Annotated in this window: 26 protein-coding genes, 1 tRNA gene and 1 pseudogene; 18 read left to right on the plus strand and 10 right to left on the minus strand. The window is 73.6% G+C overall.

Annotated features, from left to right (window positions below; translation table 11 throughout):
- Nucleotides 1-176: 176 nt before the first annotated feature.
- From OTB16_RS21260 to OTB16_RS21275, 4 genes are all read left to right on the plus strand, one after another.
- Entirely contained in the window at nucleotides 177-1,025 is an 849-nt protein-coding gene (locus tag OTB16_RS21260) for a chitosanase (RefSeq protein WP_267721980.1), read from the plus strand.
- Between the two features lie 309 nt (nucleotides 1,026-1,334).
- Nucleotides 1,335-1,688, plus strand: a complete 354-nt coding sequence (locus OTB16_RS21265) for a DUF805 domain-containing protein (RefSeq protein ID WP_267721982.1) — start codon at nucleotides 1,335-1,337, stop codon at nucleotides 1,686-1,688.
- Between the two features lie 203 nt (nucleotides 1,689-1,891).
- Nucleotides 1,892-4,111: an NADP-dependent isocitrate dehydrogenase gene (locus tag OTB16_RS21270; RefSeq protein ID WP_267721983.1), complete on the plus strand. Its 2,220-nt coding sequence runs from the start codon at nucleotides 1,892-1,894 to the stop codon at nucleotides 4,109-4,111.
- A 136-nt stretch (nucleotides 4,112-4,247) separates the two neighbouring features.
- Nucleotides 4,248-5,066, plus strand: a complete 819-nt coding sequence (locus OTB16_RS21275) for a hypothetical protein (protein WP_267721984.1) — start codon at nucleotides 4,248-4,250, stop codon at nucleotides 5,064-5,066.
- Nucleotides 5,067-5,118: 52 nt separating this feature from the next.
- Here OTB16_RS21275 and OTB16_RS21280 read toward each other — a convergent pair.
- Together OTB16_RS21280 and OTB16_RS21285 are read right to left on the minus strand one after the other, a co-directional pair.
- Nucleotides 5,119-5,331, minus strand: a pseudogene (locus tag OTB16_RS21280) (SUMF1/EgtB/PvdO family nonheme iron enzyme); the annotation flags it as partial.
- Nucleotides 5,332-5,773: 442 nt separating this feature from the next.
- The gene (locus OTB16_RS21285) at nucleotides 5,774-6,268 is read right to left on the minus strand and encodes a hypothetical protein (protein WP_267721986.1); all 495 of its coding nucleotides are present in this window, start codon (nucleotides 6,266-6,268) and stop codon (nucleotides 5,774-5,776) included.
- Nucleotides 6,269-7,027: 759 nt separating this feature from the next.
- Here OTB16_RS21285 and OTB16_RS21290 point away from each other — a divergent pair.
- Together OTB16_RS21290 and OTB16_RS21295 are read left to right on the plus strand one after the other, a co-directional pair.
- Nucleotides 7,028-8,638 carry a glycoside hydrolase family 71 protein gene (locus tag OTB16_RS21290; protein WP_267721988.1) on the plus strand — a complete coding sequence of 537 codons (1,611 nt, stop codon included), beginning with the start codon at nucleotides 7,028-7,030 and terminating at the stop codon, nucleotides 8,636-8,638.
- 213 nt (nucleotides 8,639-8,851) lie between these two features.
- Nucleotides 8,852-10,111: an aminotransferase class V-fold PLP-dependent enzyme gene (locus tag OTB16_RS21295; RefSeq protein ID WP_267721990.1), complete on the plus strand. Its 1,260-nt coding sequence runs from the start codon at nucleotides 8,852-8,854 to the stop codon at nucleotides 10,109-10,111.
- A 21-nt stretch (nucleotides 10,112-10,132) separates the two neighbouring features.
- Here OTB16_RS21295 and cobF read toward each other — a convergent pair whose 3' ends face one another.
- Nucleotides 10,133-10,885: a precorrin-6A synthase (deacetylating) gene (gene cobF / locus OTB16_RS21300; protein WP_267721992.1), complete on the minus strand. Its 753-nt coding sequence runs from the start codon at nucleotides 10,883-10,885 to the stop codon at nucleotides 10,133-10,135.
- Nucleotides 10,886-10,903: 18 nt separating this feature from the next.
- On the opposite strand from cobF, the gene OTB16_RS21305 reads away from it, so the two are divergent.
- From OTB16_RS21305 to OTB16_RS21320, 4 genes are read left to right on the plus strand one after another with little or no spacing between them, the layout of a single operon-like run.
- Complete coding sequence (locus tag OTB16_RS21305) at nucleotides 10,904-11,659, plus strand: (Fe-S)-binding protein (RefSeq protein ID WP_267721994.1); 756 nt, start codon at nucleotides 10,904-10,906, stop codon at nucleotides 11,657-11,659.
- On the plus strand, nucleotides 11,656-13,125 hold the full coding sequence (locus OTB16_RS21310) for a lactate utilization protein B (RefSeq protein ID WP_267721996.1): 1,470 nt from the start codon (nucleotides 11,656-11,658) through the stop codon (nucleotides 13,123-13,125). The genes OTB16_RS21305 and OTB16_RS21310 overlap by 4 nt, the downstream gene beginning before the upstream one ends.
- Nucleotides 13,122-13,784 carry a LutC/YkgG family protein gene (locus tag OTB16_RS21315; protein ID WP_267721998.1) on the plus strand — a complete coding sequence of 221 codons (663 nt, stop codon included), beginning with the start codon at nucleotides 13,122-13,124 and terminating at the stop codon, nucleotides 13,782-13,784. Before OTB16_RS21310 ends, OTB16_RS21315 begins: the two co-directional genes overlap by 4 nt.
- A gap of 4 nt (nucleotides 13,785-13,788) precedes the next feature.
- Entirely contained in the window at nucleotides 13,789-14,181 is a 393-nt protein-coding gene (locus tag OTB16_RS21320; protein WP_267722000.1) for a VOC family protein, read from the plus strand.
- On the opposite strand, the gene OTB16_RS21325 is transcribed toward OTB16_RS21320, so the two are convergent.
- Complete coding sequence (locus OTB16_RS21325; protein WP_324290168.1) at nucleotides 14,161-14,640, minus strand: DUF309 domain-containing protein; 480 nt, start codon at nucleotides 14,638-14,640, stop codon at nucleotides 14,161-14,163. The genes OTB16_RS21320 and OTB16_RS21325 overlap by 21 nt on opposite strands.
- A gap of 108 nt (nucleotides 14,641-14,748) precedes the next feature.
- On the opposite strand from OTB16_RS21325, the gene OTB16_RS21330 reads away from it, so the two are divergent.
- Together OTB16_RS21330 and OTB16_RS21335 are read left to right on the plus strand one after the other, a co-directional pair.
- A tRNA-Pro gene (locus OTB16_RS21330) sits at nucleotides 14,749-14,822 on the plus strand.
- Between the two features lie 183 nt (nucleotides 14,823-15,005).
- Complete coding sequence (locus tag OTB16_RS21335; RefSeq protein WP_267722004.1) at nucleotides 15,006-16,292, plus strand: preATP grasp domain-containing protein; 1,287 nt, start codon at nucleotides 15,006-15,008, stop codon at nucleotides 16,290-16,292.
- 119 nt (nucleotides 16,293-16,411) lie between these two features.
- On the opposite strand, the gene OTB16_RS21340 is transcribed toward OTB16_RS21335, so the two are convergent.
- Both OTB16_RS21340 and OTB16_RS21345 read right to left on the minus strand, forming a co-directional pair.
- Nucleotides 16,412-16,780 (minus strand): PRC-barrel domain-containing protein, encoded by a 369-nt coding sequence (locus tag OTB16_RS21340; RefSeq protein WP_267722005.1) that lies wholly within the window; start codon nucleotides 16,778-16,780, stop codon nucleotides 16,412-16,414.
- Nucleotides 16,781-17,068: 288 nt separating this feature from the next.
- A complete protein-coding gene (locus tag OTB16_RS21345; protein WP_267722007.1) occupies nucleotides 17,069-17,230 on the minus strand; it encodes a hydrophobic protein in 162 nt (53 codons plus the stop codon).
- Nucleotides 17,231-17,627: 397 nt separating this feature from the next.
- On the opposite strand from OTB16_RS21345, the gene OTB16_RS21350 reads away from it, so the two are divergent.
- The 4 genes from OTB16_RS21350 to OTB16_RS21365 all read left to right on the plus strand — a co-directional run bounded on the left by OTB16_RS21350 (nucleotide 17,628) and on the right by OTB16_RS21365 (nucleotide 20,498).
- On the plus strand, nucleotides 17,628-18,680 hold the full coding sequence (locus tag OTB16_RS21350) for an iron-containing redox enzyme family protein (protein ID WP_267722008.1): 1,053 nt from the start codon (nucleotides 17,628-17,630) through the stop codon (nucleotides 18,678-18,680).
- Nucleotides 18,681-18,814: 134 nt separating this feature from the next.
- Entirely contained in the window at nucleotides 18,815-19,504 is a 690-nt protein-coding gene (locus tag OTB16_RS21355) for a nucleotidyltransferase family protein (protein WP_267722009.1), read from the plus strand.
- The gene (locus OTB16_RS21360; protein WP_267722010.1) at nucleotides 19,501-19,755 is read left to right on the plus strand and encodes a hypothetical protein; all 255 of its coding nucleotides are present in this window, start codon (nucleotides 19,501-19,503) and stop codon (nucleotides 19,753-19,755) included. The genes OTB16_RS21355 and OTB16_RS21360 overlap by 4 nt, the downstream gene beginning before the upstream one ends.
- On the plus strand, nucleotides 19,752-20,498 hold the full coding sequence (locus OTB16_RS21365) for a metallophosphoesterase family protein (protein ID WP_267722012.1): 747 nt from the start codon (nucleotides 19,752-19,754) through the stop codon (nucleotides 20,496-20,498). Before OTB16_RS21360 ends, OTB16_RS21365 begins: the two co-directional genes overlap by 4 nt.
- Nucleotides 20,499-20,659: 161 nt before the next feature.
- On the opposite strand, the gene OTB16_RS21370 is transcribed toward OTB16_RS21365, so the two are convergent.
- The gene (locus OTB16_RS21370; protein ID WP_267722013.1) at nucleotides 20,660-20,833 is read right to left on the minus strand and encodes a CsbD family protein; all 174 of its coding nucleotides are present in this window, start codon (nucleotides 20,831-20,833) and stop codon (nucleotides 20,660-20,662) included.
- A gap of 253 nt (nucleotides 20,834-21,086) precedes the next feature.
- Between OTB16_RS21370 and OTB16_RS21375 the strand changes: the two genes are divergently transcribed.
- Nucleotides 21,087-21,581, plus strand: coding sequence for a hypothetical protein (locus tag OTB16_RS21375; RefSeq protein WP_267722015.1), 495 nt, complete (start codon nucleotides 21,087-21,089; stop codon nucleotides 21,579-21,581).
- Nucleotides 21,578-21,844: a DUF4235 domain-containing protein gene (locus tag OTB16_RS21380; RefSeq protein ID WP_267722017.1), complete on the plus strand. Its 267-nt coding sequence runs from the start codon at nucleotides 21,578-21,580 to the stop codon at nucleotides 21,842-21,844. Before OTB16_RS21375 ends, OTB16_RS21380 begins: the two co-directional genes overlap by 4 nt.
- Nucleotides 21,845-22,078: 234 nt before the next feature.
- Here the strand turns inward: OTB16_RS21380 and OTB16_RS21385 are convergent, their stop codons facing one another.
- The 3 genes from OTB16_RS21385 to OTB16_RS21395 all read right to left on the minus strand — a co-directional run bounded on the left by OTB16_RS21385 (nucleotide 22,079) and on the right by OTB16_RS21395 (nucleotide 24,716).
- The gene (locus OTB16_RS21385; RefSeq protein ID WP_267722019.1) at nucleotides 22,079-22,486 is read right to left on the minus strand and encodes an SsgA family sporulation/cell division regulator; all 408 of its coding nucleotides are present in this window, start codon (nucleotides 22,484-22,486) and stop codon (nucleotides 22,079-22,081) included.
- A 335-nt stretch (nucleotides 22,487-22,821) separates the two neighbouring features.
- Entirely contained in the window at nucleotides 22,822-23,826 is a 1,005-nt protein-coding gene (locus OTB16_RS21390; protein WP_267722021.1) for a sensor histidine kinase, read from the minus strand.
- Nucleotides 23,823-24,716, minus strand: a complete 894-nt coding sequence (locus tag OTB16_RS21395; protein WP_267722022.1) for an MEDS domain-containing protein — start codon at nucleotides 24,714-24,716, stop codon at nucleotides 23,823-23,825. The genes OTB16_RS21390 and OTB16_RS21395 overlap by 4 nt, the downstream gene beginning before the upstream one ends.
- Between the last annotated feature and the right edge of the window lie 67 nt (nucleotides 24,717-24,783).

The following is a 24,783-nucleotide window of genomic DNA, read 5'->3' on the forward strand; positions in this document are numbered from 1 at the left end:
ACGGGCGCGGGCGCGCGCGGCGGACACCCTTCCTTCGGAGCCCGGGCCCCGAAGGATTGGTCATCGGCGGAAAGGATTCGGCGGAAGTGATTCCGGGGGCCTTGAGGAGCTACCCGATCTGGTAGTAAAGTTTCCTAACACAATCGGGAACGCCTCAACTACCCTAGGGAGGCCTTGTGTTCACCCCCCAGCGCAAGTCTTTGGCGATAGCCGTCGTCCTCGGCAGCACGCTCCTCGCCGTACCGGTCACCGCCCACGCGACCGCCCCCGCATCCGCGCCCGCCGCCTCCGGGTCGCCGGTCGCCGCCGCCGCGGCCGTCGGGCTCGACGATCCGGCGAAGAAGGACATCGCCATGCGGATCGTCTCCAGCGCGGAGAACTCCTCCCTGGACTGGAAGGCGCAGTACAAGTACATAGAGGACATCGGCGACGGCCGCGGCTACACGGCCGGGATCATCGGATTCTGTTCCGGCACCGGCGACATGCTCGACCTCGTCGAGCACTACACCCAGGTCAAGCCGGGGAACGTGCTCGCCAAGTACCTCCCCGCCCTGCGCCGGGTCGACGGCAGCGACTCACACGCCGGCCTGGACCCGAACTTCACCGGGGACTGGGCGAAGGCGGCCCGGGACACCGAGTTCAAGAAGGCCCAGGACCACGAGCGTGACCGGGTCTACTTCAACCCCTCCGTCAAGCAGGGCAAGTCCGACGGCGTCGGCACGCTCGGCCAGTTCATCTACTACGACGCCATCGTCATGCACGGCGACGGCACCGACTCCGCCAGCTTCCGCAACATCCGCAAGCGGGCCCTCACCAAGGCCAAGCCCCCGGCCCAGGGCGGCAACGAGACCACGTGGCTGAACGCCTTCCTCGACGCCCGCGTCTGGGCGATGAAGCAGGAGGAGGCGCACAGCGACACCAGCCGCGTCGACACCGCCCAGCGGGTCTTCCTGAAGAAGGGCAACCTGAACCTCAACACCCCCCTCGACTGGAAGGTCTACGGCGACCCCTTCCACATCGGCTGACGCGCGCCCAGCGGTCCGGTCCCGTCCCCTCCCGGGGCCGGGCCGCGGTGTCGCGCCGGGGTAACGATCCGGGTAACGATCCGTGCGGCTCCCGCGGTGGCGAGGAGGCGTGCGGCGGGGACTTTCCGGACTTCCCCGGACACCCGCGCCACTTCAGCGCCCCCGCCGCGGATCCGGTGCCGGAAATCACGAGGTGTGGCCGATTCGCGCCCCCGGGAACTGGCTTGACCCCGCCATAAAGGGAGCTTAAGTTCTGCCCCGGCTTGCTCCACCAGGACGGGCCCGATCCACCGTCCTCTGGGGGGACTCATGAACTACTACACCGACGTTCTGAAGAAGTACGCCGTCTTCTCCGGCCGCGCCCGCCGCCGCGAGTACTGGATGTACGCCCTCATCCACGTTGCCATCGTCGTCGTCCTCGCGATCCTCGACGCCGTTCTGGGCATCGCCCCCGTGCTCGCCGGCATCTACGTGGTCGGCACCCTCGTGCCGTCCCTGGCGGTCACCATCCGCCGGCTGCACGACCTCGGCAAGTCCGGCTGGTGGGCCCTCATCGCCCTGATCCCGATCGTCGGCGGCATCTGGCTGCTCGTCCTGACGGCCACCGAGGGGCAGTCGCAGGCGAACGAGTACGGCGAGAACCCGAAGGCCGTCCACGCCTGACCCATCCGGCCCGCGGGCCGTCGTGCTGAGCGCCGCCGTGGCCGGAAACAGCCGCGGCGGCGCTCTCGCCGTTCCAGGGCACGCGTGACGTGCGTCTCCCACGCTTCACGGCAGGGGGCTGTCCAGACCGGCCCGATCACGAGATATCTTGATGTCGAGCAATGTTGCAGACGAGAGACGCAGACTGTGGAGCGGAGCATCCGGTGACTGACTCGACCATCATCTACACGCACACCGACGAGGCCCCGGCCCTGGCGACGCATTCGTTCCTGCCTGTGATCCAGGCGTACGCGTCGACGGCCGGAGTGCGCGTCGAGACCCGTGACATCTCCCTGGCCGGTCGGATCATCGCCAGCTTCCCCGAGCACCTGGAAGAGGGCCAGCGCATCGCCGACGCCCTCGCCGAGCTCGGCGAGCTGGCGAAGACCCCCGGCGCCAACATCATCAAGCTGCCCAACGTCTCGGCCTCGATCCCGCAGCTCAAGGCCGCGGTCGCCGAGCTCCAGGGCCAGGGATACGCGCTTCCGGACTACCCGGACGACCCGAAGACCGACGAGGAGCGCGAGACCCGCGCCCGCTACGACAAGATCAAGGGCAGCGCCGTCAACCCGGTCCTGCGCGAGGGCAACTCCGACCGCCGGGCCCCGGCCTCGGTCAAGAACTACGCCAAGGCCCACCCGCACCGCATGGGTGCCTGGACCGCCGAGTCGAAGACCAACGTGGCCACCATGGGCGCGAACGACTTCCGCTCCACCGAGAAGTCCACCGTGATCGCCGAGGCCGGCACGCTGCGCATCGAGCACGTCGCCGCCGACGGCTCCACCACCGTCCTGCGCGAGTCCGTACCGGTCCTCGCCGGCGAGGTCGTGGACGCCTCCGTCCTGCACGTGGACGCGCTGCGCACCTTCCTGAACGACCAGATCGAGCGTGCCAAGGCCGAGGACGTCCTGTTCTCCGTGCACCTCAAGGCCACGATGATGAAGGTCTCCGACCCGATCGTCTTCGGCCACGTGGTCCGCGCCTTCTTCCCGAAGACCTTCGCGCGCTACGGCGAGACCCTGGCCGCCGCCGGCCTGTCCCCGAACGACGGCCTGGGCGCCATCCTGAACGGCCTGGGCGCACTGCCCGACGCCGACGCGATCAAGGCCTCCTTCGACGCCGAGACCGCCGAGGGCCCGGCCCTCGCGATGGTCGACTCGGACAAGGGCATCACCAACCTGCACGTCCCGAGCGACGTCATCGTCGACGCCTCCATGCCGGCCATGATCCGTACCTCCGGCCACATGTGGGGCCCGGACGGCGCCGAGGCCGACACCCTGGCCGTCCTGCCGGACAGCAGCTACGCCGGTGTCTACCAGGTCGTCATCGACGACTGCCGCGCGCACGGCGCCTTCGACCCGTCCACCATGGGCTCGGTGCCGAACGTCGGCCTCATGGCCCAGAAGGCCGAGGAGTACGGCAGCCACGACAAGACCTTCGAGATCGCCGCCGCGGGCACCGTCCGCCTCGTCGACGCCGCGGGCGACACGGTCCTGGAGCAGGAGGTCGCCGCCGGCGACATCTTCCGCGCCTGCCAGACCAAGGACGCGCCGATCCAGGACTGGGTCAAGCTCGCCGTCACCCGCGCCCGCGCCACCGGTGACCCGGCCGTCTTCTGGCTGGACGAGGACCGCGCGCACGACGCGCAGCTCATCACCAAGGTCAAGACGTACCTCGCCGACCACGACACCGAGGGCCTGACCCTCAAGATCCTCTCCCCGGTCGAGGCCACCGCCTTCTCCCTGGAGCGCATCCGCCGCGGCGAGGACACCATCTCGGTGACCGGCAACGTGCTGCGCGACTACCTCACCGACCTGTTCCCGATCCTGGAGCTGGGCACCAGCGCCAAGATGCTGTCGGTGGTCCCGCTGATGAACGGCGGCGGCCTCTTCGAGACCGGCGCCGGCGGCTCCGCGCCCAAGCACGTGCAGCAGCTCGTCAAGGAGAACTACCTGCGCTGGGACTCGCTCGGCGAGTTCCTCGCGCTGGCCGTCTCCTTCGAGCACCTCGCGACCACCACCGGCAACGCCCGCGCCCAGGTGCTGGCCGACACCCTGGACCGCGCGACCGGCACCTTCCTGGGCGAGGACAAGTCGCCGAGCCGCAAGCTCGGCGGCATCGACAACCGCGGCAGCCACTTCTACCTCGCCCTGTACTGGGCGCAGGAGCTGTCCCGGCAGATCGACGACCCGAAGCTGGCCGCCGCCTTCGACCCGCTCGCCAAGACGCTGGCCGAGTCGGAGCGGACCATCGTCGACGAGCTGATCGCGGTACAGGGCTCCCCGGCCGACATCGGCGGCTACTACCAGCCCGACGCCGCCAAGGCCGCGAAGATCATGCGCCCCTCGGCGACCTTCAACCAGGCCATCGCCACCCTCGGCTGAAGCAGGTAGCCGTCTCCGGACGGCAGTGACACGACGTTCCGCCCCGGCCGGCCCCGTGCCCGGCCGGGGCGGACCCGCGTCCGGCGCCGGCCGGGCCGTGCGCTAGCGTTCGCCACCGGTGATCCAGGGGGGTTCTGTGGCACGCGGTTCCGACACGTCCTGCGCGGGCATCGGCTGCGCGGGCTTCCTGCTGCTGGCGGTCGTCGTGCCGACCGTCGGGTACCTGCTGGCGCTCCCGCTGGTCCTGCCCGACCTGCTGGCCGAGCAGACACCGCCGCAGCGGCTGCACGGTTTCGGCCAGTACCTGGTCGTCTACGCCTTCCCGGTCCTCACCGCGCTGGCCCTCGCGCTGTACGCGGGCCGGGGCCGGCGCCGGCGGTCCGTGTGGTGGCCGGCCCCGGTGCGGGCGGCCGGCCTGCTCGCCGCGGTCGCCCCGGTGCTGTGGTGGGTGGAGGGCAGGGTCGGTGACCTCCCCGCCTGGAACGTGCGGGCGGTCGCCGAAGGCACGGCCGCCGGGCTGGTGGCGCTCGCCTTCGTGGGCGCCGTCCGCAGGTGGGGCGGCTCCCGCTGGCTGGGCGGCGGCCGCCCGTGGGGCGGTTTCCGGCTGCGGCGGCGGACCCCGGCCGATCAGCGCAGACCGGCCGCGGGGGAGATCTGGCTCGCCATGGTCCCGCTGCGCGAGGACCCCGAACGGCAGCTGCGCCACTACTGCGTGGTGCTGGCCACCCACGCCGGTCACGCGGACGTCGCCCAGATCACCAGCAAGGACAAGGACGGACGGTCCGACCACATCTGGCTGCCCAACGACGGCTGGGACACCACGTCCGGCCGGGACCACTGGGTGGAGGTCGGCCGGGAGCCGCGCCGGGTGGAGTACGGGCTGTTCCTCACCTCCCGCCCCCAGGGGTCCTGCCCCGCCGAGGTGTGGCGGGAACTCGGCCGGCGGCCGGGCTGAGGCCTGCGGCGGGCCGGGGGCCGGTCCGGGAGCCGGGCCGTCCGGTCCCGGGTCAGAGGTCGGCCGCGACGCGGAAGCCGATGTTCCCGGCCGAGCTGTCCGGGGTGTTGCGGGTGCGGGCGGCGACCCGGTAGCGGTTGCAGTACGAGTCGTGGCACATGTGCGAGCCGCCCCGCATGGACCGTTCGGGCCCGCCGGGCCGGAAGGACTTGGCGGGGGCCGTGCCCGCGTAGCCGTCCGCGCGGGTGTTGTGCGCGGGGACGGTCTGCTTGGGCTGGTCGTCGGTGACGATCAGCAGGATGTTGGGCCGGGCCGCGGCCGTCGTCGTGCCCGCCGGGCGGGCGAAGGCCGTGACGGACGTGGCGGAGGCGGCCACCGCGGCCGCGCCGGCGAGGAAGCCGCGCCGGCCGACGCCGCCTACGGGGCGGGACGCGCGGGGCGTGCCCGGTGCGCCGGGGGTGCCGGGGGTTCCGGACGCGCGGGGGTGCTCGTGCTCGCTCACGAAGGGTCTCCTGTACGTGCGGGGGCGGGTGACGTACGTACCTGGGCCCCGGCAGCCGTACGTCGCCGGAACCCGCAGGTCAGACCCTAAGGGCGGGCTGTGGCAGCACGGTGGCGGCCTCATGGCGGCTGTGTGCCGCGTACGTAACGCGGTCCGGTGTCGGAGCCGGGTCAGAGCCGGGTCGGAGCCGGTGTCACCACCGGTGTCAGAGCCGGTGCACCCGCTCCTGCCCGATGCCGAGCGGGGACCGTCCCGCGGCGAGGATCCGCAGCCCCGGTGCCACGGAGAGCAGGTCCCGCAGCCAGGCCCGCGCCTGCGGGCCGAGCAGGTCGGCGCCGTCGAGGACGAGCAGCATGTCCCGTTCGGCCAGCCATGACGCGGCGTTCGCCGTCCCGCACGGCGGGAGGGGCGTTTCGGGTACGCGGCCGAGCGCGGCCGTGAGCTCCCGGGTGCCGTGGACCCCGGCCGACGGCTCGAAGGCGACGACGGCCACCCCGTCATAGAAGTTGGACGCGATCCGCCGTGCGATCTCCCGCACCAGCAGGCTGCGCGGCTCGCGGAACCCCCCGGTCACGGTCACCACCCGCCCCCTCCGGACGGCGGTGAGCAGCCGGGACAGCTCGGCGGAAGTGGCAGCCAGTGTCCCCGTGGATCCGGTTTCCCCCATCGGCACGATGCCCCCCATTGCATGCGTGACCAAGCGCGGCAAGCGTGCTGGTTCGAGCCGCGTGTCGACGATTATGCGCCAGCTGAGCCGGAAGGCCAGGGGAATGTCGCATTCCGGAGAAGGGCCCCGCAGAGCGACCGGCCGCGGTGGCGGACGGGGACGGGGGAGCCGGTCGCGACACGGGGTCCGCCGGCCCGGTCCGCCCTGGTCCGGTGCCGAACGGTGCCGTCCTTCGCCGTCCTTCGCGGTCCTTCGCCGTGCTTCGCCGTGCTTCGCCGTGCTTCGCGGTGCGTTCCGTACGCGACCGGCGTCCGCCGGATGCGGGAGCGCACGTAGACGACGCACGGCGCCGGGCTCCGGGCCGCGAACTCCCGCGGCCCGGCGGGCCCCTGGGCAGGGCGCGACGCCCGGCCGGCCGGCCCGCGGCGCGCAGGGAAGGGAAAGGAGTTGCGCGTGCGTGGGCGCGAGGTCGGGAAGGCGGCCGTGCCCGCGCCGCGCCGGGGTCGTCACCGCACCGGCCGGATTAGCCCCGGCAAAGCGGTCGGCGTAGTTCCCGTGCGCCCCGTGACGTACGTGTCCCCGTTCCGGCGCCTGGGAACGGTTGTCCGGACGGCGGCAATGGGCTCTACTGCTGTGCAGCCCCCACTCGGGGCATATTCCCGGGGAGGGACCACGATGACAGCGGACCGGCGAGCAGGGCGACGGACCGGCCGGCGGGCGGACCGGGCGGCGCAGCCCGTCTCGCACCGCCGCAGACCGGCGCTCAGGAGACGGGGCCCGCTGGTCGCCCTCGTGTCCGGCTTCCTCCTCGTCGGCGTCTGCGCCGCCACCGGAATCGCCTGGGACCCCACGGCGGCCGACGTGCGCGGCAGTTCGGCCCCCGTCGCCGGCGTCCCCTGGTCGGCCGGCCCCGACGCCGGCCCCGGCACCCCGGCGCCCGCCACCCCGGAACCGGCCCGGAGCCCCACCCCGGGTACGTCCCCCGGCGGCACGGGCGCCCCCGGGGGCGCCACCGCCGGCACCGGGGGCGTCCGCACCGCCGGAGCGCTGCCCTTCGACATGCCCCAGCCGGCGGCCCTCCGCTCGGGCGCCGCGGGCAAGAAGCTGGTGTTCGCCCACTACTTCACCCCGTACCCGCTCTCCCTCGACAACGTGAGCGCGGACGCCGACTACTACACCCGCAACTACCTGAACCCGGACGGCGAGAGCGGCAAGCACGAGCGGTACGGCGGCCTGCTGCGCGACCGGCCGCTGCCCGTCCAGCCGAAGAGCGGCGACTGGGAGTACGCCAACCTCCAGCAGGAGGTGCGCACCGCCCGCGCGGCGGGCATCGACGGGTTCACGCTCGACATGCTCTCCCTGTCCGGCAAGAACTGGGAGCGCTCCAACCAGCTGATGGCGGCGGCCCGTTCGGTGGACCCGGCCTTCAAGATCATGCTGATGCCGGACATGACCTCCCTGAAGACCGATGATCCCGGCGTGCTCGCCGACGCCATCGCCGCGCTCGGATCCGCGCCCGCCGCCCACCGGCTCCCGGACGGCAGGCTCGTCGTCTCGCCCTTCAAGGCCGAGGCGAAGAGCGCGGCCTGGTGGACCGAGGTGATGGGGATCCTCAAGTCCAGGCACGGCACGCGCACGGCCTTCGTGCCGCTCTTCCTCGACTTCGGCGCCCACAGCGGCGACTTCGCCCCCATCAGCCACGGCTTCTCCGAGTGGGGCAGCCGCAGTTACGTCGGCCAGGAGAGCAACACCCGCGACGTCAAGCGGGCGCACGACATGGGCAAGATCTGGATGCAGCCGGTGTCCGTCCAGGACGCCCGCCCCAACCAGGGCATCTACGACGAGGCCGGCAACACCGCGACCCTGCGCGCCACCTGGAAGCACGCCATCGACGACGGCGCCGACTGGGTCCAGCTCGCCACCTGGAACGACTACTCCGAGGGCAGCCAGTTCGCCCCCTCCCTGCACAACGGCCACGCCTACCTGGACCTGACCTCGTACTATCTGACCCGGTTCAAGACGGGCGCGTGGCCCGAGATCGTCCGGGACACCCTCTACCTCACCGCCCGCACCCAGTTCGCCCAGGCCGACCCGACGGGCGACCAGTCGCTCCTGATGTCCCTGCGCAAGGGCAGCGCCGCGCCCCGCGACACGGTGGAGGTGCTCAGCTTCCTCGCCGGACCCGCCGTGGTCCGTACGGCCGTCGGATCCGCGAAGGACTCCCACGAGGCCCCCGCCGGGGTCCACTCCGAACTGCTGCCGCTGAAGGCGGGCGCGTGCTCCGCCGAGGTGGTCAGGGACGGGAAGACCGCGACCGGGGTGGAGCTGCCCTACCCGGCGGACCGCACCGTGCAGGTCCAGGACCTCCAGTACCACGCGGCCACCAGCGGCCGCGGGACGTAGGCCCCGGGCCGTCCCTTCGCCCGGGAGGCCCCGCCGGTTCGGCGGGGCCTCCCCCCGTTACCTGGCGGCTGCCGGCCCCGGCCCCGGCGGTGGCGGGGACCCCGGCCCGGCCGGGCCGCCGCGCCCGACCGGGGGAGGCGTTGGGGGCTACCGGCGGCGGCCGCGCCGGGAGAGGATCACCACGACAAGCCCCGCCCCGCCCTGGGAGGCCCCGTGCCCGATCCCGTCCGTCCCGAGGGGGGCCCGGCCGGGCCCCCGCCCGCCACCGCACCGCAGCCCGGCGGCCGCCCGGCCGGCGAGCGCCCCGAGGGCCCGCCCGGCGGCGGCCGGCCGACGGTCCCGGCACGGGTGTTCCCGGGCGCCGAGGGGCTGTTCCGCCTCGACCCCGCCGTCGCGCACCTGAACCACGGCTCGTTCGGCGCGGTCCCCGTCCCCGTCCAGGAGGCGCAGGCCGCGCTCCGGGCCCTGGCCCACGCCGACCCCGACGCGTTCTTCCTCGGAGTCTGCGACCGGCTGGCCCAGGCCCGCGCCCGGATCGCCGCGCACCTCGGCGCCGACCCCGACGGGCTCGCCTTCATCGCCAACGCCACCGAGGGGGCCAACCTCGCCCTCGACGCGATCCCCTTCGCCGCCGGCGACGAGATCCTGGTCACCGACCACGGCTACGGCACCGTCGTCGCGGCCGCCGCCCGCCGCGCCACGGTCACCACCGTCGCCCTCGACCCCCTCCTGCCCGACGAGGACGCCGTACGCGAAACCGTGCTGGCCGCGCTGACGCCCCGTACCAAGGCGGCGCTGCTCGACCACGTCAGCTCGCCCACCGCCCGCCTCATCGCCTCGCCCCGGCTCCTCGCCGACCTCCGGGAACGCGGAGTCACCACCGTCGTCGACGGAGCCCACGCCCCCGGCATGCTCGCCGACCCCCTCGCGGGCGGCGCCGACTTCTGGTTCGGCAACCTCCACAAGTGGGGGTACGCCCCGTCCGGCAGCGCGGTCCTCGCCGTCGCCCCGGAGCACCGCCACCGCGTCCGCGCGCTCGTCCCCTCCTGGGAGGACCAGCACGGGTTCCCCCGCTCGGTCGAGTACCGCGCCACCGCCGACTACACCGGCTGGCTCGCCGCGCCCGAGGGCCTGGACCTCCTCCAGCGCCTCGACGCGGCCCGGGTACGGGCCCACAACAGCGCGCTGGCCGCCCACGGCGCGTCCCTGCTCGCCGAGATCCCCGGGATCACCCCGCTCCCGCACGGCGAGGGCCTCGCCATGCGGGCGCTGCTGCTGCCGGCCGGCACCGCCGAGACACCCGAGGACGCCGTGGCCCTGCGCGAGGAGATCGCGGCACGGCTGCGCGTGCGGGTGCTGGTCTGGCCCCGGCCGGGCGGCGGCGGCATCCGGATCTGCGGGCAGGTCTACAACCGGCCCGAGGAGTACGAGCGCCTCGCCGCCGGCCTGCCCGCCCACCTCGGCCGCGCCTGAGGGGGCGGGGGTCCGCTCACCTCAGCCGCGCCTGAGCAGGTAGGTGTCCATGATCCAGCCCTTGCGGGCGCGGGCCTCGGTGCGCAGCTCCTCGATCCGCCCCGCGACCTCGCCGAGCTTCCCCGACACCAGGATCTCGTCCGGGGTGCCGACGTAGGCCCCCCAGTAGATGAACAGGTCCTGGTCCAGGTGGGCGGTGAAGGCGTGCCGGGCGTCCAGCATCACCACCACGTCGTCCACCCCCTCCGGCCAGCCCTCGGCCAGCCGCCGCCCGGTGGTGATCTGCACCGGGCGGCCCACCCGGTTCAGGTTCGTGCGGTGCCGGGCCAGCAGCGAGGACACGCTGCTGATGCCCGGCACCACCTCGTGCTCGAACGCCACCCGGCCCTTCTCCAGCACCTCGTCGAGGATCGCCAGGGTGGAGTCGTACAGCGAGGGGTCGCCCCACACCAGGAACGCCCCGGTCTCGCCCTCGGCCAGGTCCTGCGCGATGAACCGCTCGAACAGCTCGGCCCGCGCGCTGCGCCAGCCGTCCACCGTCGGGGCGTAGTCCGCCGGGGTCCGGTCCCGGTCCGGGTCGCGGCCCTCCACCAGCCGGTGCCCCGGGCGGGCGTGCTCGTCGAGCATCGCCCGCCGCAGCCCCGTCAAATCCGCCTTCTCCTCGCCCTTCTCCAGGATGAGGAACGCGTCCGCCGCCCTGATCGCCTTGACCGCCTGGAGGGTCAGGTGGTCCGGGTCGCCCGCGCCTATGCCGATCACTGAGAACTTCTTCACCCCGCTATTCTGCCCGTCATGCGCGTCGCCCTGTTCGTCACCTGCGTCAACGACGCGCTGTACCCGCGCACCGGCATCGCCGTCGTCCGCCTCCTGGAGCGGCTCGGCGTCACCGTGGACTTCCCGGCGGCCCAGAGCTGCTGCGGGCAGCCGCAGTACAACACCGGCTTCCGGCACGAGACGGAGCCGCTGGTGCGGCGCACCGCGGAGGCCTTCGCCGGGTACGAGTACGTGGTCACCCCCTCCGGCTCCTGCGCCGCGATGATCCGCGAGCACTACCCGCGCATCGGGCGCAAGGCCGCCGCCGAGGGCCGCGGCGACGCACTGGCGGAACTGGCCGCCGCGCTGGCGCCGCGCGTGTACGAACTGACCGAGTTCCTCGTCGACGTGCTCGGGGTCAGCGACGTCGGCGCCCACTTCCCGCACACCGTCACCTACCACCCCTCCTGCCACGGCCTGCGGGCCCTCGGCCTCGGGGACCGGCCGCGGCGGCTGCTGGCCGCCGTCAAGGGCCTGGACCTGGTCGAACTCCCCGGAGCGGAGGAGTGCTGCGGCTTCGGCGGGACCTTCGCCGTCAAGAACCCGGACGTGTCGGCGGCCATGGGCACCGACAAGACCGCCGCCGCGGCCGCCACCGGAGCCGAGGTGCTGTGCGGCGCCGACAACTCCTGCCTCGCCCACCTGGAGGGCCTGCTGCGCCGGGCCGGCTCCCCGCTGCGCACCCTGCACCTGGCCGAGATCCTCGCCGCGACCGAGCGGGAGCCCCTCCGATGACGGCCACGCACCTGGGCATGCCCGCCTTTCCGGCCGCCGCGCGGGAAGCCGTACGGGACGACGTGCTGCGCGCCAACCTCCGCCGCGCCACGCACACCATCCGCGACAAACGGGCCCGCGCGGTCGCCGAACTCGCCGACTGGGACCGGCTGCGCGCCGCCGGGAAGGCCGTCAAGGACCACACCCTGCGCCACCTCGACCACTACCTCCTCCAACTGGAGGAGGCGGTCACCGCCGCGGGCGGCACCGTTCACTGGGCGGCCGACGCCGACGAGGCCAACCGCATCGTGACGGACCTGGTGCTCGCCACCGGGGAACGGGAGCTCGTCAAGGTCAAGTCCATGGCCACCCAGGAGACCGGCCTCAACGAGGCCCTGGAGGCGGCCGGGATCGCCGCGTACGAGACCGACCTGGCCGAGCTCATCGTCCAGCTCGGCCACGACCGGCCCTCGCACATCCTGGTCCCGGCCATCCACCGCAACCGCGCCGAGATCCGCGACGTCTTCCGCGCCGAGATGGGCGGATGGGGCCGGCCCGCGCCCGACGGGCTCGGCGACGACCCGCGCGAACTCGCCGAGGCCGCGCGCCTGCACCTGCGGGAGAAGTTCCTGCGCGCCAAGGTCGCCGTGTCCGGCGCGAACTTCATGGTCGCCGAGACGGGGACCCTGGTCGTCTTCGAGTCCGAGGGCAACGGCCGCATGTGCCTGACCCTGCCCGAGACCCTGATCTCCGTCGTCGGCATCGAGAAGGTCGTCCCCACCTTCCGCGACCTGGAGATCTTCCTCCAGACCCTGCCGCGCTCCTCGACGGCGGAGCGGATGAACCCGTACACGACGATGTGGACCGGCACCACCGACGGCGACGGACCCGCCGCCTTCCACCTCGTCCTCCTCGACAACGGCCGCACCGACACCCTCGCCGACGAGGTCGGCCGCCAGGCCCTGCGCTGCATCCGCTGCTCCGCCTGCCTGAACGTCTGCCCCGTCTACGAGCGCGCCGGCGGCCACGCCTACGGCTCCGTCTACCCCGGCCCCATCGGCGCCATCCTCAGCCCCCAACTGCGCGGCACCGACAGCGAGATCGACGCCTCCCTGCCGTACGCCTCCACGCTGTGCGGGGCCTGCTACGACGTCTGCCCGGTCGCCATCGACATCCCCGAGGTCCTCGTCCACCTCCGCGAACGGGTCGCCCAAGGCGGCCCGGTGACCCGCGACGGCATCCGCGTACGCCTGCGCCCCGCGCACGGCCGCACCGCCGAACGGGCCGCGATGCGCGCCGCCCGCCTGCTCCTGGACCACCCGGGCGCGCTGCGCGCGGGCGAACGCCTGCTGGCCCGCGCCCGCCGGATGCGCCCGCGCCGCCTGCCGGGGCCGGGCCGGGCCTGGACCGACACCCGGGAGCTGCCCGAGCTCCCCGCGGAATCCTTCCGCGACTGGTGGACCCGAGAACGGGGGACCCCGCAGTGACCTCACGCGACGTCGTCCTGGGCCGCATCCGCCGGGCGCTGGGGGAGCGGGGCCCGGGTCCGCGGCCGTCCCCCGGCCCCGCGGGGGCCGCGGAGATCCCCCGGGACTACCTCGCGGTGCACGGCGCGCGGACCCCGGCCGAGACCGTGGACCTCCTCGCCGCGCACCTCGCCGAGTACCGGGCGCGGGTCCACCGCACCGACGAGGACGGCCTGCCCGCGCTGCTGGCAGACCTGCTCGCGCGGCGCGGCGCCCGGACCGTACTCGTCCCGCCCGGCCTGCCCGCGCACTGGCTCGCGGCGGCGGAACCGGCGCACGTACAGGACCGCGCCGAGTCCACGGCGCGGCAACTGGACGCCGTGGACAGCGTGGTGACCGGCTGCGCCCTGGCCGTCGCCGAGACCGGCACCCTCGTCCTCGACGGAGGCCCCGAGCAGGGCAGGCGCCGGATCACGCTGATCCCCGACCACCACATCTGCGTCGTCCGCGTCCCCGGCCAGGTCGTGGACTCCGTACCGCGGGCCGTGGCCCTGCTGGACCCCGCCCGCCCGCTGACCTGGATCTCCGGACCCTCCGCCACCAGCGACATCGAGCTCGACCGCGTGGAGGGCGTCCACGGCCCCCGCACCCTGGACGTCGTCCTGCTCGGCGCACAATAGGCGCATGCCCTCCCACATCGCCCTCACCGCGCTCCTCGTCCACGACTACGACGAGGCCATCGACTTCTACACCAGGGCCCTCGGCTTCGACCTCGCCGAGGACACCGCCCGCCCGGACGGCTCCCGCTGGGTGGTGGTCCGCCCGCCCGGCGCCAAGGAGTCCGCACTGCTGCTGGCCCGCGCCAAGGACGACGCCCAGCGCCCCCGCGTCGGCGACCAGACCGGCGGCCGCGTCGGCTTCTTCCTCCACACCGACGACTTCGCGCGCGACCACGCCCGGATGACCGCCGAGGGCGTCCGCTTCCTGGAGGAGCCGCGCCACGAGGCGTACGGCTCCGTCGCCGTCTTCCAGGACCTGTACGGCAACCGCTGGGACCTACTCCAGCCCGCCGCGTAGCCCCGGCGCCTCGGCGGCGGCGTCCACGGCCGCCCCGCCGTCCACCCGTTGGGCCAGCTCCCCGGCCCACCGGACCAGGCCCGGCACGTCGACCCCGTACGCCGCCCCGTCCAGCCCCTCGATCCCCGCCGCCCCGCGCCGCAGCAGCCGCGCCCCGCCGACCGCGTTCCCGCGCGCGGCGTGCGTCAGCCCGACGGCGAGCTGGGCGAGCCCCCGCCACAGCGGCGCCGCGGCCACGGGCCCGGACTTCCAGGCGTCCTCGAACACCTCGTGCGCGTGGAAGGGCATCCCGGCGTCCAGCAGCCGCTGGGCCTCCCGGACCGTCTGCGCGGGCGACCGCACCACGCCCTCCGGCTGCCGTCCCACGCCGCCCGCCCCGTAGGCCAGCGGCCGCCCCAGCCCGTCCCTCGGCCGCGCGCTGCGCGCGCGGCCCTCCTCGTCCCGATCCCGTGTGTTCACCCGCCCATCCTCGCGGCCGCCGATTACCCGTGCATGCACACCCCTCTGCGTGGGGTAATGTTCTGCATGTGCCGCCGGGACGGGGGAAACCCCAGGTCGGAAGCACATCGGGACGTGGCGCAGCTTGGTAGCGCACTTGACTGGGGGTCAAGGGGTCGCAGGTTCAAATCCTGTCGTCCCGACTCGAGAGAGTCGCAGTTCGAGGGGCCGCTTCAGAGAAATCTGAAGCGGCCCCTCGGCCGTTTTCCGGACCCGTGCGGGGGTGGGTTCCGATCGTCCGTGCGGGGCAAGCGCAAGGTGGGGGATCCCGCTCCGCGCCGCGCACCGGCCGGGCGGCGGGCGAACCGGCGACGAGAGGAGCGGCTGTGAGTGAGGCAGGTCCGTTCGTGGTCTTCGCGAACTTCCTCTCCGACCTGGCGGTCGACCTCAACGAGGGCCGGGTCCTGGCGCAGTGGGCGCAGCAGGCACCGCGGAAGGCGTGGCTGCTGCGGCCCGGCGACGTGCTGATCACTCCCGTACCGCTGGGCCGGGAGTTCCTGCGGTACGTGTACGACCTGACGCAGGTGTCTCCGGATTCGGTGACGGTCGTCGAGGTACCCCCGTCCGGCGCCGTCCCCCTGGCGCGGGCGGTGCGCGAGGCCGGACTCGCCGAGCACGTCCGGGCCCTCGCCGGCGACCGGGGCGCGGCGCTGCTGCCGACCGCGCTGGACGCGTCGGCGATCACCTTCGCCCGGGACCTCGGCCTCACGGTGCACCCCTACCCGACGGTCGAGGCCGCCGAAGCCGCGCTGAAGACGACCATGCTGCTCAACACGAAGGCCGGGTTCCGCGAGACGGCCGGACACCTGGGCATGCGGCTGCCCGCGGGGCGGGTGTGCCGGCGCCCCGAGGTAGAAGGGGTGGTGCGGGAGTTCCTGCGGAGCTACGAGGGGGTCGTGGTCAAGCCCGACCGCTCGGCGGGAGGCCACGGGATGCGCTTCCTGTCCCGCGACGACCTGAACGGCGGCGCGTCCCTGGTCCTGGACACGGTCGGCGGCCCCCTGGGGACGTGGGTCGTGGAGGAACGCCTCGACGTGGCCGAGTCGGTCAGCGTCCAGCTGGACACCACCCCCGCCGGGACGCGCGCCCTGTTCAGCGGGGCGATGCGTACGACGCGGGGCTCCTTCACGGGGTACGTCTCGCCGCTGCCCGCGTCCTGCGCGCACGTGGCCGGCGAGCTGGAGGCCTGGGGGACGGCCCTGGGCGGCCATCTGGCCGGCCACGGCTTCGCCGGACCGTTCGGGCTCGACGCGCTGGTGGACGCGCGGGGCGAGGCGTACGCGAGCGAGAGCAACATCCGGCGTACGGCCACCACCACACCCCACGCCATGGTCGTCCGGCTGACGAAGGCGCAGGCCGCGGCGGGCGCGCCCGCGGCCTGGTCGGTGGCGAAGGGGCGGACCCGGCACCCGTTCGACTTCGAGGGGGCCCTCGGACGGCTGCGCGAGCACCACCTCGCCTTCGATCCGGCGAGCGGCGAGGGCGTGGTCCTCTACGCGGACGCCCCGCCCGACGGCCGCTCATGGCGGTACGCGGTGATCGCCGGAAGCACCGCAGACGTGCGGGAGCAGGAAGCCGCGCTGGCCGAAGCCCTCGAGTTCGAAGTCCGCTGACCCCGCCCCGCCCACTGACCCCGCCTCCGCTGCCCCGCACGGGCGGGTGTGAACCGCACAGCACGACGCCGGTCCCGGCACCCGAGAGGGGTGCCGGGACCGGCGTCGCAGGTGCCCGATCAGGCGGGGCGGCCGCCGAACGGGGCGCCGGTGCCGTAGTACGTGCCCAGCTCCTCGTGGTAGCCGGCGTTTCCGAGGTGCTGGTCCCGGTGGAACTCGGGGGCGTCCTTGATCTGCTCCTTGGTGCGGTCGACGTAGACCTTCTTCTCCTCCGCGTCGATCCGCACGACCGTGCTCGCCGGCAGGAGGACCTCCTTGCCGAAGATCCATACGCCGGTGTCCACGACCAGGTAGGCGTCACCGACCTCGTCGGAGTGCTTGTCGACCTTGCCGATGCCGCCATCGGTCGCCTCGACCTTGTAGCCGGTCAGGTCCGTACCGGCCAGGTGGCCGGCGGTCGACGTGTAGCTCCACACATGCTCAGTCACGCGAAAACAACTCCTCTTGTACAGCGGGGGACGGCGGGGAGATGAATTCCCCGCCCGGTCCTCCTCGTTCCGTGCGTCGTATCGCGGCGGTCCGTGTGTTCCGCCTGAACTCCGCATGCCCCGCATTCACTCCTCCACACACCCCGGATCAATTTCCGGTTCCGGGACGGTGATGTACGGATATCCGGGCCGTACACGACGACATGGCGGTGGCCTGCGCCCCCTTCGTGAAGGGGGCGCAGGCCACCGCCATGCAGTGTCCGAACTGCCAAGCCGTCGTCGCGGCGGCTACCAGCGGTACCAGCGGCCGCTGCCGCTCTTGGGACGGGCGACAAAACCGATCAGCCACAGGATCAGGACTGCGATAGCGACCCACCAGAGAATCTTCAGTGCGAAACCCGCGCCGAAGAGGATCAGTACCAGCAGAAGAACGAGAAGCAGGGGAACCATAGTTATCAACCTCCGAAGCGCCTTCTGCCCGACCGAACCCAGGACATGCATGGGATTCCCCTTTTGTTTCCACCTCCAGGGAGGGAGGACACAGAGGGGGCGGATCCCGCCGGTTTGTCGGCGCCGCGTGCGGAGGCGGGTGGGCCCCGTACGCCGTACGGCTCAACCGGCTGCTCGGGCGGCCCCCCCCGGCGGGGAGAAGACACCTCCCGCCGGGGCGAATTGAGCCGATCGGGTCCTGTATTCGGCTGATCCTCTGAAGATCGACGGGATTCCGGGTGGGGCGCCGCACCGAGGGCAGTCGCCCCCTGTCGCCCGTCGCCGCGTCGCCGCGTCGCCACGTCGCGAGCGAGCCGACGGGCCGACGCGCCGACCGAGCACAGGAACAGGACCCGTGATGAGCCCCACCAGCCCCAGTACCAGCCCCAGTACGACGGCGACGGCCACGTCGATCGCGCCCGGCCCTGCCCTGGTTGCCGGTCGCGGCGGGCTTTCCGGCGCCGTGGTGGAGGCGCTGCGTCACGGTGGCCCGCCGGACTACGCCCCGGGAGCGGTATTGAAGGCCGACCCGTGGGGGGAGGACCTCCAGCTGGCCCTCTACCTGCTCTACGAACTGCACTACCGGGGCTTCGCGGGCGTGGACGACGAACGGGAATGGGACCCGGACCTGCTCCGGCTGCGCCAGGCCCTGGAAGCCCGCTTCCTGCACGCCCTGCGCACCGATCTGTCCGCGGCGCCCGCATCGGTGGACGAGGCCTTCGCCCCGCTGCTCGTGGAACCCGCCGACCCCGCCGGCAGCCTCAGCCACCGGCTCGCGACCCGGGGCGAGCTGTGGCAGCTCCGCGAATACGCCGCCCTGCGCTCCCTCTACCACCTCAAGGAAGCCGACCCGCACCTGTGGGTGATCCCCCGGCTGACCGGCCGCGCCAAGGCCGCCATGGCCGCCATCGAGTACGACGAGTTCGGCGCGGGACACCCCGACCGGATCCACGCCCGGCTTTTCGCCGGCCTCATGAACGACCTCGGCCTGGACCCCGCCTACGGCCGCTACCTCGACCAGGCCCCCGCACCCCTCCTCGCCACCGTCAACCTCATGTCCCTCTTCGGCCTGCACCGCGCCCTGCGCGGCGCACTCGTCGGCCACTTCGCCTGCCTCGAGGTCACCTCCCCACCCGGCTCCCGCCGCCTGGCCAAGGCCATGCACCGCTGCCAAGCCGGCCCCGCCGCCGAACACTTCTACACCGAACACGTCGAAGCCGACGCCGTCCACGAACACGTCGTACGCCACGACGTCATCGGCGGCCTCCTCACCGACGAACCCCACCTCGAACCCGACATCGCCTTCGGCTGCGCCGCGACCCTCCACCTCGAAGACCGCCTCACCCACCACATCCACACCGCCTGGGAACAAGGACACTCCTCACTCCGCACCCCGCTGCCCGAGCGCTGACGGCTCCGCGCCCGGCGGACGCGGCGCCGGATGGCGCGGTCACCCGGATGGCGCGGTCTCCCGTACGGCCGGTCCACCCGTACGGGCGCGTGCCCGGAGGGTTTCGGGCGTGCAGGACCGGTTACGCGCTCCTTATGACGCCTACGAAGCCGGCGGACCCGCCCACCGGGCAGGTGCCCCATAGCCTGAGTCCCCCGATCCCCGCTGACGGCCCCCTGCCCAAGGACCACACCCAGGCGATCCTGGAGACCACCAAGCTGGTGGCGGCGCTGCTGAAGCGGTCAGGGCCGCCGTTCGCGCTCGCCGGCAGCGTGGCCGCGTTCGCCCACGGACTGCCGGCCCGGTTCCAGCACGACACCGACTTCTGTGTCCGGCCCGAGGACGCCGACGCGGCCGTCAAGGCCCTGGAGGAGGGCGGGATCGAGATGCGCCGGGCCCCCGAGGACTGGCTCGTCAAGGGCCGCTCCGGCGGGGAGGAGATCGACCTGATCTTCGAGCTGGCCCGGCGGCCGGTGAGTACGGAACTCCTGGAGCGGGCGGACGTCAAAGCGGTGGACTCGGTGTGGATGCCCGTCCTCGCACCCACCGACCTCATGGACAGCCGGCTCGCGGCCCTCTGCGAGCACTACTGCGACTTCGGCGACCTGCTGCCCATGGCGCGCATGCTGAGGGAGCAGATCGACTGGGTCCGGCTGGACCGCGCCTACCGGTCGGAACCGCTGCCCGACGCGTTCCTCCACCTCCTGGAGCGGCTGCGCGTCATAGACGACCGCGGCGCCGCACGGTCCGCGCACGACGGGCCGGCACGGAAGGGAACCTCATGACCTCGCACGACATGGTGGAGTACCGCATCGCGCACCTGCTCGACCGGCTGGCCCGCGAGGACCTCGCCGAGCTGGGCGTACGGGTCGAGGCCCACGGAGCGGGCGTCCTGGTCCGGGGCGGCGTCTCCAGCCCCGAGTGCCGGGCGGAGGTCCTGCGCTTCGCCGCGGAGGAGCTCGCCGGGCTGGAGTGGCGCGAGGACGTCACGGTCTGCCGCCCCGGCCCGCCCGACCACTCCGAGGAGCTGTCGTGATCCGCGTGGCAGCCGTCGGGGACATCCACCTCGGCCCCGGCAGCGCGGGAGCCCTCCGGCCCGCCTTCGCCACCCTGGGCGACTGCGCGGACCTCCTCCTGCTGGCCGGCGACCTGACGCGGCACGGCACCCGCGAGGAGGCACGGGTCGTCGCCGGCGAGGTGGCGGGACTCGGCGTCCCCGTCATCGCGGTGCTCGGCAACCACGACTATCAGAGCGACCAGGAAGAAGCCGTCGCGCAGGAGCTGACCGCCGTCGGAGTCCACGTCTTGGAGGGCACGGGAACGGTCCTCGACGTCGGCGGTACGAAAGTAGGCGTCGCCGGGACCAAGGGCTTCTGCGGGGGCTTCGCCGGACGCAGCGGCAGCGAGTTCGGCGAACCGGAGATGAAGGCGTTCATCCGGTACACCCGCACCTGCGCCGACGGGCTGGCCGGGGCACTGCGCGAGCTCCGGGAGGGCGGCTGCGACCTGCGCATCGCCCTCACCCACTTCGCACCCGTGCCGGACACGCTCGCGGGCGAGCCGCTGGAGATCTACCCCTTTCTCGGCAGCTACCTCCTCGCGGAGGCGATGGACGAGGCGGGAGCGGACCTGGCCGTCCACGGACACGCGCACTCCGGTACCGAGCACGGCATGACGGCGGGCGGAGTCCGGGTGCGCAACGTGGCGATGCCGGTCATCGACCGGGCCTTCGCCGTCTATCACCTTCCGGGCCGCGTGGAGGCGCCGGCGGGTCCGTGACGGCCCGCACGGTGGCGGCCCCGCCCTTGTTCCGCGGGCGGGGCCGCCACCGTGTGCCGGAGCGTGCTCCGGGCCGTCCGGCTCCAGGCCGTCCCGGCTCCGGGGGGACGTGCGACGGGGCCGGGACCGCGGTGCGGTCCCGGCCCCGTGCGCGAGAGGCGTCAGTGCTTGAAGGTGTCCTTGACCTTCTCCTTGGCTTCGCGCGCGTCGCCCTTGGCCTGCTCGGTGCGACCCTCGGCGGTCAGTCGCTCATTGCCCGTCAGGCGGCCGGCGGCTTCCTTGAGCTTGCCCTTGGCCTGCTCGCCCTTGGCCTCGGTCTTCTGCTCACCAGACATTGCCGATCACTCCCTGTGCGGTAGAAAACGTCTTACGCACCCTCGTATGACCGGCGAACTCTCCTTGAAACGGGCCGGTCCGGCCTTTTCCTCCGGCGCCGTGTCAGGAGGGCGGGTACGGGGCCGCGGAGGCTTGTCCGGCGAGCCGCGCGACGAGGCGCCCGTCAGGCGCCCGGTACGAGTGGGTGTTCCCGCGGTTGGTGGGTAGTCGCGCCGTGACAGCGGCGTACGCGAACGAGGAAGGGACACCCCGATGACCGACCAGCCCCACAGTCACGAACCCACCCCCTCGCCCGAGGAACCGCGCAACCGGACGGAGCACACCCGGGACGAGTTCGGCCGGCGCATCGAGGCCCTGGCGGGCGTGGCGGGCGAGGCCGACGTCACGGCGCGGGCCGAGGAGGCGGCGGCCGGGGCACAGGACAGGGCCGTCACGGCGAAGGAGCAGGCCGTGCGGAAGGCGGCGCTGGTCACCGACCAGATCCGCGACACGGCGGGACAGGCCGCGCGCCTGGTGAAGGACACGACCCCGGACGCCGTACTGGACCAGGCGGCTCACGCGTCCCGGCTGGTGGGCCAGGCCACGGCCCGCGCGGGCCGGTTCGCGGCGGAGAACACTCCCGAACCGGTTCTCGACAGGGCCGGGCAGGCCGCATCCGTGGCGCGGGCCAACAGGACTCCGCTGCTCGCCGCCGGCGCCTTCCTCGTCGTGTTCCTGCTGGTGCGGCGTGGCCGGGGGCGCAAGTGAACGCGGCCAAGATCGCCTACAAGCCGGTCGGACTGGCGCTGGGCGCCGCCAGCGGCATGATCGCGGGGATCGCCTTCAAGCAGGCCTGGAAGCTGATCGAGGGGGAGGGTGACGCCCCCGACGCCACCGACGAGGACCGCTCCTGGAAGCAGATCCTCATCGCCGCCGGCCTCCAGGGGGCGATCTTCGCCGTCGTCAAGGCCACCGTGGACCGGTCCGGTGCCGTGGCGACGCGGCGTGTGACGGGCACCTGGCCGGGCTGAGCGCCGACCGCCGCCCGCCCCCGGAGGGGCGGGCGGCCGGCCGGGTGCGCGGCGCCGTACGGAGCGGCGGAGCCCTGCGCCAACCACGGGCCCCCGGAGGCGGCCCCGCGCACGCCGCGCACCCCGAACGCGCCGCACATGCCGCTCGCCGCGTTTCACCTCAGGGCCCGGCCGGACTTCCCCCCGGCCGGGCCCTGCCCGCGTGGTGTGCCCCGCCGGGCCGCCGGCGCGGGTTCAGCGGGCCAGCAGCTCGTCGAGGAACGCGTCGGCGTCGGAGGTCTCGGCTCCGGGTGCGGCGACCGCGTACGTCTCGTCGAGGAACCGGGCCATCGCGCGGGCGTCGAGGAGCAGGATCGCCCCCTGCCCGCCCGGGGAATCCCGCAGTTCCACGCGGACGGCCTCGCCGTCGGGCGTCCACTGCGGCCGGAACGCGACGTCTCCCTCGCCCACCGGGCGGTGGAGGCCCTCGGCCGGCATCTGGCGGTCGAAGCACCAGGACGGCAGGCCCGCGTACCGGGTGACGAACCGCGCCCGCACCGCGTACGGGTCGGCGCGGTCACAGGAGAACCGGCCGAGCAGGGGGACGACGTCCCCCGTAGCCGCCTGGAGGCGGACGCTGATCAGGGCGGCCACAGGGGACATCAACACGGGCCTCCGGGAAGGGGCTGCTCAGCCGCCTCCCGTGTGCCCCTTCTCCGGCGAGCCACGCTGCGCCGTCCGACTGAACCGCCGAACCGGGCTGTTGAGCCGCGCTTCCGAGCGGTACGGCTGAGCAGCGCCCATCAGCGGCGCCGTCCCCGCACGGGTGGTGCACCGCCCCGGCTCACGCCGGTTCGGTGGCCTCGGTGAACGTCGCCACCACCGGTCTCAGTGCTCTGTCCCACTCGGGCATGCGCCACCTCCGGGATGCCGTATGCCCGGTCGGGCCCGGTCAACGCGGCCACGGCCGGACCTGCGGCGGAACCGGGCTCAGCGCCTCAGGACAGGTCCATGTGCAGCCGTACGGTGGTGCCGTGCTCGTGGGTGTCGATCTCCACGAGGTCGCACAGCTGGCGCACCGCCCACAGCCCGTGGCCCCGTCGCCGGGCCGGGTCCGGCGGAAGGTAGCCCGCGTACCAGTCGGCTCCGGTCCGGCCGGGGTCGGTGACGTCGCACACGATCCGGTGACCGGAGCGCCCCAGCGTGAGCAGGCCGTGGCCGGCGCCGTGCTGGACGGCGTTCGTGGCGACCTCGTTGACGGCGAGCACGAGCCGCCGCGCCCCGGAAGGGGACATGCCCAGGGAGACGGCGGCCTCCGCCACGAAGGCCCGTGCCCGGCCCAGATCGGCCCCGAACCGCTGCTCGGCGGCCGCCCGGCCCGGTGCCGGAAACGGTGCCACCGGCCGCTTCCAGGCCCCGCCCGGCGTGGTCGGCGCGACGTAGCGGTCGCTCGGCCGCGGGCCCGGGCCGGTCACCAGCTGGGGGTGGGTCCGCAGGGCGTCCCGGACCACCGGGGCGGGCAGGGACCGGGTGTCGTAGGGGCACACGATCCATGCCGGGCAGGGGGCGAAGGCGAGGTTGATCGCCGCCTCGTACCGGGTCCACTCCGCCGTCTCGACCGCGTCGCGACCGTGCCACACCGGTTCCCCGATCACCCGCACCCGCCGGTGCCCGCCCTTCACCGTGTGCCGCTCGACGTAGCGGTGGTACGCGCTCAGCGTGCGGCCCGGACTCCGGTACCAGCGGTCGGACGGGACGAACTCCACCTGGCCGGCTGCATCGCCCAGCTCTTGGCGCAGCAGGTCGATGTTGGCTTCGGTGGTCACCGCGAGGACGGCGTCGTCCGCGTGGAGGCCGTCCAGGCAGAACGGCACGGTCGAGGCCAGGAACGCGTCGTCGGTGCCGTAGACCAGCGCCTGGTGGATCAGGAGCGAGCCCTCGTCGGGCCGAGGGACCGGGGGGACCGGGGGGACCGGGGGGACCGCCGGGGGGATCAGGGTCATGACGCCGTCTCCCGGGCGGTGACGATGAGGGACGGGGTCTCGTCCCAGCCGACCATGCCGACCACCTGGCACAGCAGCGGGGCGAGGTCCACCACGTGCAGCCGGCGATCCGCCGGAAGCCGCCCGGCCGCGTGAGCCAGCGCCCGTACGCCGGCCAGGTCGATGAACTCCAGGGCGCTCATGTCCACCCACACGTCCCCCGACCAGTCCAACGTGGTCTCCAGCGCGGCGGCGAGCGCGTCGGTGGCGCGGTAGTCCACCGTGCCCACGACCCGCAGGGACCGCTGCCCGGCCCGGAAGCCGGGCACCAGCCGCAGACCGGGGGCCGAGTACAGCTCGTCCATTTCCACGGCGCCGGGGTGGCAGCGGTCGAACGCGTCCAGCGCGTGCGGACCGAAGCGGCGGGCGTCGTACTGGCAGATCGCCGACGCCGGCTGCCCGGCGAACACCTCCGTGACCCGCCTCTCGTACCGTTCGAGCTGATCGGTTCCGGGTACGTGGCGCAGTGCCCAGCCCATCTCGCCGCTGACCCGGAAACCGCGGTACCCGGCCGTGAGGGAGTCCCGCACCTCCTGCCGCAGGGCGCGGGCCAGGGCCTCGGCGTCGAACGAGCCCGCCGCCAGGTAGCTCTCCTCGGCGGTGGTCACCCGCAGCTGGCCGCTCGCCAGCGCCCGCTGCGGATCGGCGCCCGCCGAGCCGAACCAGCTCAGCACCTCACGGGGATCACGCCGGTCGGCGAAGTACAGCACGCGCTCCCCGAGCTCCAGCCCCGCGGACACGTAGGCGGTGACCACCCGGCGCTGCTCCGCGTCGTCGGCGAACGCCAGACACAGGTGGTCACCGTGGGCCATGTCCTGGACCCGGCGTTCCCTGTCCGCCCGCGTGGTCATCGGAGAGCCACAGTCTTCACCGTTCCATCCCCAGCCCCGCCGGTGCCCGTTACGGCTCCGCTGCGTG

The organism is Streptomyces antarcticus, assembly GCF_026627255.1.
Taxonomy (GTDB): domain Bacteria; phylum Actinomycetota; class Actinomycetes; order Streptomycetales; family Streptomycetaceae; genus Streptomyces; species Streptomyces antarcticus.

Coding starts and splice junctions, on each gene's coding strand:
- OTB16_RS21375 (WP_267722015.1), top strand. CDS start 21,087: ATGACCGACCAGCCCCACAGTCACGAACCCACCCCCTCGCCCGAGGAA.
- OTB16_RS21265 (WP_267721982.1), top strand. CDS start 1,335: ATGAACTACTACACCGACGTTCTGAAGAAGTACGCCGTCTTCTCCGGC.
- OTB16_RS21360 (WP_267722010.1), top strand. CDS start 19,501: ATGACCTCGCACGACATGGTGGAGTACCGCATCGCGCACCTGCTCGAC.
- OTB16_RS21310 (WP_267721996.1), top strand. CDS start 11,656: ATGACGGCCACGCACCTGGGCATGCCCGCCTTTCCGGCCGCCGCGCGG.
- OTB16_RS21355 (WP_267722009.1), top strand. CDS start 18,815: ATGACGCCTACGAAGCCGGCGGACCCGCCCACCGGGCAGGTGCCCCAT.
- OTB16_RS21390 (WP_267722021.1), bottom strand. CDS start 23,826: ATGACCCTGATCCCCCCGGCGGTCCCCCCGGTCCCCCCGGTCCCCCCG.
- OTB16_RS21320 (WP_267722000.1), top strand. CDS start 13,789: ATGCCCTCCCACATCGCCCTCACCGCGCTCCTCGTCCACGACTACGAC.
- OTB16_RS21370 (WP_267722013.1), bottom strand. CDS start 20,833: ATGTCTGGTGAGCAGAAGACCGAGGCCAAGGGCGAGCAGGCCAAGGGC.
- OTB16_RS21395 (WP_267722022.1), bottom strand. CDS start 24,716: ATGACCACGCGGGCGGACAGGGAACGCCGGGTCCAGGACATGGCCCAC.
- OTB16_RS21350 (WP_267722008.1), top strand. CDS start 17,628: ATGAGCCCCACCAGCCCCAGTACCAGCCCCAGTACGACGGCGACGGCC.
- OTB16_RS21385 (WP_267722019.1), bottom strand. CDS start 22,486: ATGTCCCCTGTGGCCGCCCTGATCAGCGTCCGCCTCCAGGCGGCTACG.
- OTB16_RS21305 (WP_267721994.1), top strand. CDS start 10,904: ATGCGCGTCGCCCTGTTCGTCACCTGCGTCAACGACGCGCTGTACCCG.
- OTB16_RS21345 (WP_267722007.1), bottom strand. CDS start 17,230: ATGGTTCCCCTGCTTCTCGTTCTTCTGCTGGTACTGATCCTCTTCGGC.